This window comes from Parasphingorhabdus sp., assembly GCF_049667325.1.
In the GTDB taxonomy this organism is placed as follows: domain Bacteria; phylum Pseudomonadota; class Alphaproteobacteria; order Sphingomonadales; family Sphingomonadaceae; genus Parasphingorhabdus.
Window position 1 is genome coordinate 1 of sequence record NZ_JBATHY010000044.1, and the last position, 11,734, is coordinate 11,734.

Below are 11,734 nucleotides of genomic sequence, written 5' to 3' on the forward strand. Positions count from 1 at the left end.
ATATCCCATCAGTCCGGGCGCCACCACATCGATGATGATTGTCAGCAGGGTGAATACGGTTTCGAGTATCCATGCACCGAAATCGATCACGATATTGGCGAACACGCCCAATACCTTGACTATCGCGGCAGGCAGATCGAGGAATTCGGTAATCTCTATCGTCGCCAGGGCCTCGATAAAGCGGTCGGGAATACCCATGACCAGAGCAATCAGGCTGTCGAGCGCGGTGCCGAACCATTCCCAGATACGATCAAGCGCGTTGGCTTCCTGAATATTATTCCATAGCTCCTCTTGCCCGGCGAGGGTCAGCAAGCCGCCAACGATGCCTTCTGCGGTGCGTTCGACCGGTTCGCCGGTAATCGGGTCGAAGCCGAGAATCTGGGTCAGCAGCGCATAGCCCTCTGTTTCGGACACCAGCGCAGCGAGGGGGGCGAGGACCGCCTGCTGGACGAATTCCAGAATCTGCGTGAACAGCGATCCGATGAAAGCGATGACCCGGTCAATCGGCGTGGAGAATATGCTGACCGCGCGATCCCAGACACCGCCAAGATCGAATATGTCACTCCAGCCCAGACTGTCGATGAATTCGTCCAGTGCCGCCTTGGTCGACGTTCCGGAGATGCCGAGGGTTTTCAGCTGCTCGTCAACCCAGGTACCAACCGTTTCGAAAATACCCCATTGGTCAAGTACCGTGGTGATCAGCCCGCCGCCGGGAAGGAATTCGACAATCGCGCGCAGGATGTTGGCGGTTGTGGCCTCCACCTCGCGCATATTGATCGGGTTGATCCCGATCATTATCGTGAACATCCGGTATCCGGGGATATTATAGGCTGCATCAGCAAAGTAATCGAGCGCGTCGCTTATTCCCAGGCGGCTGGCCTGGGTGCCGGTCGACTCGCTGACTTTCGGCCCGCTGGTCAAACCATCATATTTGCGCTGCACCGCCGCGCGCTGCTGAATCGTGTGGGTGAGTTCGTGCGCGAGCAGTTTTTGCCCCGATGGCGTGTCGGGCTGATATTGCCCGGCGTTGAAGAAGACGTGCCGACCGTAAGTGAATGCGCGCGCACCGATCCGCGATGACAATTTGCCTGCCTGATCATCATCATGGATTCGAACTTCGCCAAAATCGGCGCCAAACCGGGGCTCCAGAAGCGCGCGTGTCTTTTTGGATAACGGCTTCCCGCCCACCGCAGCGGCCTTGATCTTCGCCTCGACATTATCATTTGCTGCCGCGACAGGCGGCCCCTCTCCGCCGGCATCCTTGCGCGATGCCCGCATGATCGAGCGGCCAACCGGCGGGCTGCCGGCCGCACGCGGGGCGGTTACTGCATCGGCCACGCGATCGGCTTCCCGTTCACTGGCGTCTTCGGGGGAGGAAATAAAGGAAGCAGCCTGGATATTCTTGCCGGCGGCCGCGACCTGCGCCTTCTTTTTATCGTCCAGATAGTCTTCGGGCTTGCGTTGGATCTTCTCTTCTTCCGGGATCACTTTACGCTGAATCTTTTCCTCTTCGGGGAGCGCCTTGCGCTGGACCTGCTCTTCCTCCGGAAGCGCCTTGCGCTGAACCTTTTCCTCGTCGGGGAGCGCCTTGCGCTGGACTTGCTCCTCTTCCGGAAGCGCCTTACGCTGGACCCCGGCTCCGCCAGCTAGCAGGCCGCTGCGGCGATTTGCCTCTTCATCACCCAGCGGTTTGCGGTGCACCGTCGCCGTAGACTGCGCCGCGCTTTTGGCGCGCTTGCCCCTGGCCTGCCTAGGTTGTTTAGTTGAGGCTTTCGCGTCGGTCTGAGACCGGGCTATTTTCGCCGCGACGGCCATCCGGTCAACCCACAGCCGAAAGTGCTGGCTTGAGCGGGCAATGATCGCCGGTCTTGCGATATTCCCGGGTCAATGCCTTTAGCAAATGCTCGTTGCCAATCGCGGCATCGTCGGCCAGCGATAATAGCCGCGCATGAATAGCCACATTGTGCAACTGACCGCCCGACAACATGCACCGACACGCGATATCCTGAAGCATCGCGTCGCGCACTCTATGCTCTCCCAGCTGGGCTTGCAAAATCCCGAGCCTCCTGACCTCATCGGGCATCCGGAATGTGATGATCGCATCCATCCGGCGGCGAAAAGCGCTGTCAATCCTCTCGCCGTCATTGGTGGTGACCAGAATGATCCCGCGAAAATTTTCCAGCCGCTGAAGCAGGAAATTGGTTTCCATATTGGCATAGCGGTCGGTCGAGCTACCGACATCGGTACGCTTGGCCATGAGCGCGTCACCCTCATCCAATAGCAGGACAACGTCCATCTCTTCAGCCGCAGACAGCGCCTTTTCGAGGTTCTTCTCGGTTTCCCCGATATATTTATTGACGGTTGCAGACAGGTCAATCCGGTATAATTCCCGGCCCAGTCTCTCTGCTACATGGCGGGCAGCGAGCGTCTTGCCTGTGCCGCTGGGGCCGGTCATGATCGCTTTGACACCGGCGTCGCTATTTTTGCTGAGACGTTCGCGAAACCGACAACGCATGACCAGACTATCAAGTTCTTCTTGCTCGAGAGCATCGAGGAACAGTGCGTCCAGTTCTGCCGCACTGTTCATGCGTGCCGCAATCGTGTCGAGACGGGGATCACGCAATGTCCGGACAGCACGGCGTACATGTGATTCGCTTATAGTCTCCGAACTCTCCAGTTTGACGAGCGCCCGTGCTGCGTCTGCCGACCGGCGGATATTCCCCGACGTGAGCATCAGGTCTTCCAGACCATCAATATCAACCGCGCCGGTTTTCCAGTGATACTTTCGAGCGGACAAATCGGGACGCGCCAGTTCAATATCGAGCGGTGCCGATTCGCTTTGACACTCGATACTGCCAACTCTGGTCGCTACTATTGCCAGTCGCGCAGGAATGGGGGCCGTTGGGGGCAGCAGCAAGCGATCTCCCGGTCCCAGTTCGGCTTCGACCATCAAAAGAGATCGGGTTAGCATTGCGGCAAGCAGCGCCTGTTGCCATCCCTTTCCATCGTTGAACAGGCTGGCGCTGCCGAGCAGCACGTTGAGTTTTGCCTTGCGTGCTGCCATCATCAAAAACGTCTTGCGTCCATTGTGCCGGTCACTGCGGACAATGATATCAGGACATTGTTCAGCGGCCATGATTTCACTCAGTATCGCCGGGCTGGTGCACCCGCTGCAAGGCGTCACCCAATTTTCCGGGTCCGGAAGCGTTTCCAGTTTGCGCATCTGAAGTCCCGGCAAATTTGCCCCAACACCGGTAAGCAGTCCGAAAATCGCAGACGGCACACGCGGCTGCCATTCGATGCGCGGGGCATCAAGGTTGGAGAAATTCAACAGTTCCAGATTGACCAGTGTTTCGATTGCCCCACGAGCCGAAGCCGGCGACTCAGGGCACGCAGCTATATCTTCCAGTAGGACAGCGAGACCGCCCAGCGTCGGCGCTCCGCCTTCGGGCTCGATTAGCATGTTGAGCCTTGGATCCTCCTCCTGTGCTGCCACCAGAAGTAATGTCGTGATATGCTGAGGCGCAAGCCCCAGAGGGCCGAGCTGCAAAAATGGAAGCGCTGGACTGGACTTTGCCCAATCGGTCGCCGCACGATCCCATTTTTCAGGAGCAGGCAAATCGTCTGCTCCCCAGAGTTCCAGCAATCGGTCTTGATAATGGTGCAGGAACGGAAACCGCGACAGATAATCATCGTAGCCGCGCTCGCGTAGCTCGATGTGCAAAATTTTCAATATGATGCCGAGCACCTGCAGCCGGAAATGTTCCTGAGCGGAGCGCGGAATTGCATCCAGACGGTGAGGCACGCTCATAAAAACTTGAAGGCGAGCGAGCGCCCCTCCCTGACAAGCCACCCAGGATCCCGGTCAAGACCGGCAATCCGGACCCCGAATGGCAAATCGTCGAGCGCCATTTCTATCGAAATCGCGCCTTCCCTGATAACGATGCTACCGGCGAGGCATAGTTGTTCGACCTGAAGGGGCTGTCTCACGATCGCCGATCGCAGCTGCCACTCCATCAAACGGGCCAATGCCGCTGTCCAGCGTCGAGCCGAACTTCGTGGCAGCCGAAAGCCCTTTTGTTGACGCACGCAGCGCCCCGGCAATTTTGCAATGCCGGGCAAGTTTGCCGCCACGCGGAAATGGCCGCGCGCCTTTGTCGCGGGCAAATCCAGAACCGGAACGCCGTCGGCATGCCACAAGGTAAAATACCGCCGGTCACGCACCAATTTGAGTTCGCTATCGGCGATATCAAACATTTGCGGCCGCGGCAGCATAAAATGCTTGTTTCGACGGGGGGGATGTCGGGATTGCGACAGAAGTCCGTAGATCGGATCGGCCCGGAATTTATTCCCGAACCAGTGACAGCCAAGCGCCTTGATGGTGGCGAACGGCGACAGATCCATCGCGTCATCCGCAAACAGACCAAAGTCTTTGCAAAAACCATAGCGGATCAAAGGATTGACGAGAAACATCAGACCGCAATAGTTGCTGTCAAACCGCGTTTCGTCGACCGCAAATCGATCAAGGTCAACCACCCCGTCGGAACGCACATCAGACCGCTGTCGAACTGCTGCTGTCTCCGCGTCGGGTTCGTTATCAACCAGTGCCGAAACCGGTGGCGGATTATCGCGGTTCGGGTTCGGGTGCACATCTAATGGGCGTTCAGTTTTCGGTGAGCCGTTACCAGCAAGCTTGTCATAATCGGTCGTTTCCGGTTTGTCAGCGAAAGCTAGTGGCGCTTTCTTCGAAATCGGCAAACCCGGTCCCTGACCGACATCTGATCGTGGCGCTGTAGCCTCAAGACGGTCGTTTCCAATAGCGGTCAGAAATTTTCTCGCAAAATCACGCAGGGGTCGGGTGCGCGATGCCGCGGGAAAAAATGCCAGAAACAGGATTGTAGCAGCCAACATCTGCCTCTTGCTATCCAGCGTCCGGAGCGCAGGATCATTGGCGATTGCGGAGCGTATTGGCGGCGGAAGCAGGGAGACATCATCCGGTGTCCCGGCAATAGACTGCGGCTGCGAAGATTGAGACCAACGGGTTGCGCCAGATCGTAGCGACAAGTCAGGGCGTGATCCGGACCGGTCATATGCCGCCGCGACCACCGCATCGCTACCAAAGCTGGTCGCGACCGAACGGGTCACTGTTTCAATCTCTCGATCCGACAGGTTGCCGATCCAGCCCCCGAGCATCTTTCTTGCAAAAAGCGTTGCAGCGATTTGAACCAGTAATGGAGCGTCGCCGAGCAGCTCGCGCTGCCACCACAGCGAAATGGTAGGTGTACCCGTCACCAGCCGGATCGCGGACGGCAGAGCCGAGGTTCCGCGGCCGTATTCGGCAATGAGCCAGAGCGCCAGCTTCACTTTGGATGAGAAACGCAAAGGGTGCCCTCCCAATGCGCCGCGCACCGGGTCAAGCTCCGCTTTTTCCAAGCAGTTGCGTAGTCGTTTCGATACGGCGCTGGCATAGCGGGTGCCGCTTTCACCATATCGCAACGACTCGGCCATGATCAGATGGGGTATGATCAGATATTCATCGCGCCCCAGACCCAGGCCGTCCAGCGTCGCGCGCGCCAACGCCGCCGACAGCCGCTCCCGCCGCATGGCCCCGTGCACAACCGCCCGCCCGATGGCGAGCGATGTGCCGGAAGCGGCGTCGAGAGGGAGGTGGTGGGTCACCGCCCCTGCGTTCCACGATCGATCATGAGGATATTCGAGGTCACGACACGCCGGAAAGCCAGGATGCGCCCATCAGGATTACGGGCACCGCCGCCGCAATCAGCAGCACCCCGAGACAGCCGCCTTTCTCGGGTTTACCGCCGTTGCCACCTCCGGGTTTTCCGCCGCCGGGTTTTTGCGGCGGTAATTCTTTAATTCTCGGAAGGTCTTTGCTCTGATCGCCCCTCGGCCCACCTTTGTCTGCAGCAAGTCTAATCCCTATCGTGGTCACCCCCCCATGTGGAACTTTAAGCGCATATAGGCCCGGTTTGAAACGCGACATACCCTTGCCGGAAAATTCCCAGCTCAATGGATCCTTCACGCCTTTGTGATGCGCGGCAATCCCGAATGTTCCACAACCATTGTCGAGCACCGGATAGGTGTTGTTGCCTATAGTGATCGTTTTATCCGTCATCCGGAATCCCTCGGTCGTCCAGATATAAACGATACTATCCTTGAACTGACTCGATCCCCCCGCCCTTGCCCCTGCTGTTGCAGCCATGCGGTTAACCATATGCGTGGCGACCACATCACGCGGTACATTTCGTCCATCATTTTGTGGCGTGTCTTTGTCATCTTTGTCATCGTCAGTGCCTCGATCCAGCGCACCAGTAGCTACCAAAGTATTACGTACCAACGTGACGGTTTCCGGATCGATATTCTTGGGGTTGTCGACGAGTTCCTGAACCACGATCTGACGGCAAAAAGTTTGAAGTAGGAAATCATGATCGCCGGTGCCATTTGCGGGTTCGGGATAGCCCTCTCCGCTGACTTCAGCCTCCCGCTTGACTTCGGACAGCTGCTCGAAGTTCATGTTCCTACGGACACTAGACTGGTGGAAATAGACTTGCGAAGCTGCACTCAGTTGAACCCACATGCATTGGTGTCGATGTGTCTGATACTCGATTGGCACTTGGTTAGTTGGTACTGAGGGTGGATTTGGTATGATCGGCCAATCCGATACAAGCGCAACATTGGTAGCGCTGGCTGCAACATTCTCGGGATCTGTGGGATTTGGCTGCAGGCCAAGCGGTGTATCCCATTCCGGAAAAGTAGCTGGTGGCAAGCCCCAATTCTTCATCCGGAACTCAGCGCGGATCGAATTGGCTGCAGAACTTCCCGTATTCTCAATCAAAGCGACCAATTCGTTGTCTAAGTCATCACCAACACCATTCACGGCAGCCTCTATCGTGCTACCGAGGGTCAGTGAACCGCTTCCAGCCGCCCGGCGACCAACACCTTGCCAGTCATTGACAAACTGTACGCCCGCGGAAATATTCGGCAGGGGAGGGCCGGCAATATCGGGAACCAGGCCATGGCCAAATACCGTTGGGGTGTAGAGGGCAACCGGAAAACCGGATATAACCGGGGCGGTAAGCGGGAACACATATTCTGCCACCGCACCGCCTCCTACCGGCACAATCTTGATCACACTGAAATAGAGGCCGAAATCATTCGTCAGGTCAATCCAGTCGGGACCACCTTCGGTCGCAGTCATCGGCAGACTGATTTCGACGCTCCACGCAAATTCGTCGGGGGAACCACCTGCAATCGTAGGCTTCCATGACCGCACTTTAATGTCTGTATTGGTTTGCGAACTATATTGCGTCCAACCGCCTGATCCGTCACCGCGATAATAATCGACATCTTCTGGATCAATATTGGTCTTGATCTCGTTTGGCGCCCCCGTTCCGACCCCGGGTCCTGCCCCGGTACCATCCTGCAAAGGCTTAATATGAATTTTGCGCTGGTCAGCCTGATCAACGCTCGCATGCGTTGGCTTTACGACAATCACCACGCCGTTATCATCGTCGAACGAACCCGAAAAACGGCACAAGAAACCCATCACGATCCGCCCATTGGAACCGTTGCGAATACCGCGAAATTCTACAGGCGGAATACCCGAGGCGCCAATCGTCAGCGCCGAGCCGCCAATGTAACCACTTTCCGGGGTTTCGCCGGTGATCATGTAATCAAGATCGAAAAAACCATCTACGCTTGGCGTGCCGCCAATACCGTCATGATTGGGGAAGATGAGAGCATCTGTCATATTATTTTCCTTTGTTAAAAGAGCTGAAGCGGAATTGTGATGAACGAGGTAAATTGGTCGAGAGTTGCTGTCTCACGCGTCTGAGTGGCCTCAATGCGCAGGAACGTAATTTCTCCGGCGGCCCCGCTATTGTTACGAAGCTGAATATTAAACTCGCGATCCTCGCCAGGTGGAACGTCCGTTACCGAAGGGGGCAGTGGTCCCAGCGTAACTGACCAGTCGGAATCGTTCGATTCGGTACGAACAGCAAAATTATAGTTCGCCCTTGCTGTGCCACCTCGTTGATCAATCAGCTCCAGAGTTATGAACGCTTCACTGCCCCGCCGTACTCGGACGCCTCGGAACGAAATTCCAGACACATCCATATTGGCAACTTCGTTGAAATCCGAACTGCCAGAACCATCATCTCCAGGAAGTGAGAAATCAATTATGGCGTTGGAACTTGAGACTTCCAGAGCCTGGCCCGCACGCCACTGCACTGGATTGGAGGTGTTTCGGGTGGTGCCATCAATACCAGTAACAAGCAGCGCCAGATCAGCAGCAGTCGCACTAGCTGGCGTAAATATTGTCGCGACAACGCGCCTAGTTGCGCCAGCAGCTATCACCAACGGTGATGGTGGCTCGAATTGCAAGTTTTGCCGCCATTGCGATTCACTGGCGCCCGCCGGACTACCCACGCTAAGTTGCAAAGTGAGGCTATCGTCAAGCGTAGTATTGGCGGTGATATCCCAAGTGAAACTAACTGTTGCTCCACCGATCATCGTACCGTCGGGTGTTGACACTGTCGCGAATTCGAAATTGCCCGCCTGTTCACGTGGTTCTGCCACGACTGTCACGGGAAGTGCGTTCGATCTTTGCCCTCCTGTTTCCACAACAACGTCAAATGTCGCCGGTAGACCTGACAACGTGTTGGGCATGGCAAAGGATAAGCTTGTTTCCGAACCTGATCGGAAATTAGTCACTGCTACATTGCCGACAACAACCACGTTTCGCCGAGGTTCGCGATTGAAATTGACTCCTGTCAAAGTAACTAGTGAATTGACCTCGATGTCGCCCGGAGGCGATATCGCACTTAAAACAAGGGCGCTGGATCCCGCCTCCAACCCCGCCATCCTGACCTTCAGATCATTTATGTCGCTCATTATCTCGTTGAACATTCCCGCGGTAATCAAATCACCCGGTGCCACGCCCTCGGCGCGGAGATCGGTCAACTGGCTGAGCAGCGCCTGCCGCTCTGCCTCGGTCAACACGCCTTCGAGCGCATCGAAAATCGAGGAAATGGGAATGACCGACTCTGCGGTAATTGGATTGCTAGCCATGATAGGTTTCCTTTTTCGTCAGCTCAGCCGCCCAGGGCAAAATTGGCATAGTCCCAGCGGTGGAGATTAAAGCGCGCGTCTCCGCGATAGGCGAGGTCGCCGCGTGCATAGATCAGATAGGGGTCAGGACGATCGGCAGCGTCAGTTGCCAGCTGTCCTTCAATCCGGTTTTGCGCCACTGCATAAAGCCACACGACTTCATTATCGGCGGTGCGCAATGCGGGGGCAGACAGGCTTTCGCGCATCAACGGTTCGACTTGCGGCCCGTTTATATGGATCGGCCCGCGGATCGTCATCCCGCCCAGAAATGTTCGCGCGCTTGCCTCATCGAGATGCGGCAACACACCGGCCGGCGGCAGATACGGGAAGTGGCTGCGCGCGCGTACGCCGCCAACAATACCATCCGGACCCACCAAGTCGGTGAAATGATCATCAAACTGGCGCAACATCGCGGTTCCGGCTGCTATCCGGCGCGGCTGGGTCAGGCTGTCGATCTGGCTTCCCTCATCGGCGCGAACCAGCGGTCGGCGCACCGCCCACATATCCAGAAACTCCAGATCATCCGACCCGGTATAGGCAAGCAGACCCAGTGGTACTTCCTGTCGGCCAAGTCCGATAAGGCTCAGCGCCTCAAGCAGATCGTCACCGCGTTCGGCCTGCGAAAGAAGATGCGTGACCCAGTCGGCCTTCACCCCGTTCCCGAAACAGCGATAGGCGATCCGGTTTCTGAAATCATCGGCGGTCGCGGGAAGCGAACCATATAACTGGGGACGGACCAGGATGAGACGGAACTGCACTGTTTCAATAAGCTGATCGATGTTACAACGCGCGCCGTTTCCATCCAGCCCATTGGTTTCGGCGCGACCCGTACGTCGCTGCGCGGGTGCTATCGTCAGCACATAGACGCCTTGTCCTGCTACATAAGTCCCGCCGACAAGGGGGTCGCAGTCGTCAAAACCGCTGCAACCATCATCGACGCCGTCACTATTTGCAGCCGGGGGGCGAGTGAGATTGAGCAATTGTCTCGTTTCCAGCCGCATCGCCTGTCCAAGCGCGTTCACCGCCAGACCCGGCTCGACGATAACAGGCCTGCCGGTTGTGCCCTCTCCATCCGCAACCGCCAGCCCTTCGCGCAGCGTCAAACCAAAGGCTACGCCGCTGCCCATGGCCTGCCCGAGCCGCTGATCAGCAGACGCACGGGCGCTTTGCTCGCGGGCGAAATCGGACCCCGTAAGCAGGCGACCATTGAAGAAATTGGTCGACCCCAGTCCGCCTTCGGTTACCGGTTGCTGGAGTTGGATAAGATTGTCGGGCATGTCAGCCTTCTCCTCTTTCGACGCGTTGGGTGACGCGCCAATCGCCCGCACCATCGGAACGCAGCGTGAGCCGTGCTGTGTCGGTCACCTCGAGATCGGCATTGCCATTTATTGTTGCTGAATCAGCTTCGATCCTGAGATCGCCGCCCTCCGGCAACCGGATCACGAGCCGGTGGCCAAGCGTTGCGGCTGCCGCCTCGACGATGCCAAGCCGGACCGGGTCAGCGGTTGCAATGATAATGATTGCGTTGCTGACGTCGATATCTTCATCCGCAGACACAAAGATCACGGCGGCACTGTCGGCGTCTTCCGATGTGGCCGGGGCAAAATCGCCAATCGCCTGCATCGCATTACTGGCCATTAAAAGCGGGCGATCGCTTTCGTCGATAGACAGGAGAATTCCGGCCTCATCTTCGGTATTGGCGACTTGCCAAACACCCTCAGAGCGCACGGCACCGACGTCAATCCGCGCCAGCAACACGCAGTCATCGCCCGGTCCGCCGGCGGTTGGACAGTTGATCGCCATTACATGCGGCCTGACGACCGTAATCCAGACCTTGTTGATCTCGTTGTAAATGTCGTTGGCAAGATTTGGTGCAATGCTGATCGGCGAGAGCTCGCCCCCGGAATCTTCGTCCGCTTCGATCAGGAACAACATCCGCATTTGTCGCTGAACATTGTCAAACAGTGCCGGCAGCTCGGCAGAATCATCCTCGCCACCCTCTTCTACCGATATGCTGGCGATATAGGCGGCCAGTTCACCGACTGCCTCCGCCTCCGTCATGGCCGGCCGCTCGAGCGAAAATGACAGTGAATAATCATCAGCGATTCGGGAAGGAGTCATCAACTCTTCATCGCTGCGGCACGGTTCCCCGGGGATCGGAACAGGAGCCACCGCACAATCACGATAGCAGAGAGTCAGAAAGATCGAGAATTCCGCCTCACTCGCGGGCAGCGGCGCTGCTGCGAGGGCGTCGATATCGGCGGTCACTTCTTCACGCTGGAGCCATGCGTTTATCGAAGCACATTGCTCGCGCCCGACACAGATCATTTGGCCGCTCGGAGCGGCGGCTGCACCAGCCGTGACCATTATGCGCGGCCCTTCGCTACCGTCCATTTCCTGGCGGATCGCTAGCCCCGACATGGTTCCATAACCATGTAGTTCGCGCATCATCCATTTATCGCGCGCGGCGTGATAGGCAAATTGTTGCCGATAATCGTCAACGCCCAGCACCATACCTGTGGTAAAATTGACATGGCGCGACGAATCGGGCTGCGTCATGGCGTTAGTGGCGGAAAATGCACTGCAACATCCCATCATCTGTCTCCTG

The 11,734-nt window shown here is 57.2% G+C and carries 7 protein-coding genes; all 7 read right to left on the reverse strand.

What is annotated here, in order from left to right:
• On the reverse strand, nucleotides 1-1,815 hold a 1,815-nt coding region (locus tag WBM93_RS02220; protein ID WP_424427728.1), incomplete at its 3' end, for an eCIS core domain-containing protein.
• A gap of 4 nt (nucleotides 1,816-1,819) precedes the next feature.
• Nucleotides 1,820-3,811 carry an ATP-binding protein gene (locus WBM93_RS02225; protein WP_424427730.1) on the reverse strand — a complete coding sequence of 664 codons (1,992 nt, stop codon included), beginning with the start codon at nucleotides 3,809-3,811 and terminating at the stop codon, nucleotides 1,820-1,822.
• Nucleotides 3,808-5,679: a hypothetical protein gene (locus WBM93_RS02230; protein WP_424427732.1), complete on the reverse strand. Its 1,872-nt coding sequence runs from the start codon at nucleotides 5,677-5,679 to the stop codon at nucleotides 3,808-3,810. Before WBM93_RS02230 ends, WBM93_RS02225 begins: the two co-directional genes overlap by 4 nt.
• 40 nt (nucleotides 5,680-5,719) lie before the next feature.
• Nucleotides 5,720-7,768 carry a hypothetical protein gene (locus WBM93_RS02235; RefSeq protein WP_424427734.1) on the reverse strand — a complete coding sequence of 683 codons (2,049 nt, stop codon included), beginning with the start codon at nucleotides 7,766-7,768 and terminating at the stop codon, nucleotides 5,720-5,722.
• A gap of 14 nt (nucleotides 7,769-7,782) precedes the next feature.
• Complete coding sequence (locus tag WBM93_RS02240) at nucleotides 7,783-9,087, reverse strand: IPT/TIG domain-containing protein (RefSeq protein ID WP_424427736.1); 1,305 nt, start codon at nucleotides 9,085-9,087, stop codon at nucleotides 7,783-7,785.
• Nucleotides 9,088-9,110: 23 nt separating this feature from the next.
• Nucleotides 9,111-10,403, reverse strand: coding sequence for a hypothetical protein (locus tag WBM93_RS02245; RefSeq protein ID WP_424427738.1), 1,293 nt, complete (start codon nucleotides 10,401-10,403; stop codon nucleotides 9,111-9,113).
• 1 nt (nucleotide 10,404) lies between these two features.
• Nucleotides 10,405-11,685, reverse strand: coding sequence for a hypothetical protein (locus WBM93_RS02250; RefSeq protein WP_424427740.1), 1,281 nt, complete (start codon nucleotides 11,683-11,685; stop codon nucleotides 10,405-10,407).
• Nucleotides 11,686-11,734: the final 49 nt, after the last annotated feature.

What these genes read in the sequence shown, in the direction of transcription:
- WBM93_RS02250 (WP_424427740.1), bottom strand. Translation starts at nt 11,685, where the DNA reads ATGACGCAGCCCGATTCGTCGCGCCATGTCAATTTTACCACAGGTATG.
- WBM93_RS02225 (WP_424427730.1), bottom strand. Translation starts at nt 3,811, where the DNA reads ATGAGCGTGCCTCACCGTCTGGATGCAATTCCGCGCTCCGCTCAGGAA.
- WBM93_RS02240 (WP_424427736.1), bottom strand. Translation starts at nt 9,087, where the DNA reads ATGGCTAGCAATCCAATTACCGCAGAGTCGGTCATTCCCATTTCCTCG.
- WBM93_RS02245 (WP_424427738.1), bottom strand. Translation starts at nt 10,403, where the DNA reads ATGCCCGACAATCTTATCCAACTCCAGCAACCGGTAACCGAAGGCGGA.
- WBM93_RS02235 (WP_424427734.1), bottom strand. Translation starts at nt 7,768, where the DNA reads ATGACAGATGCTCTCATCTTCCCCAATCATGACGGTATTGGCGGCACG.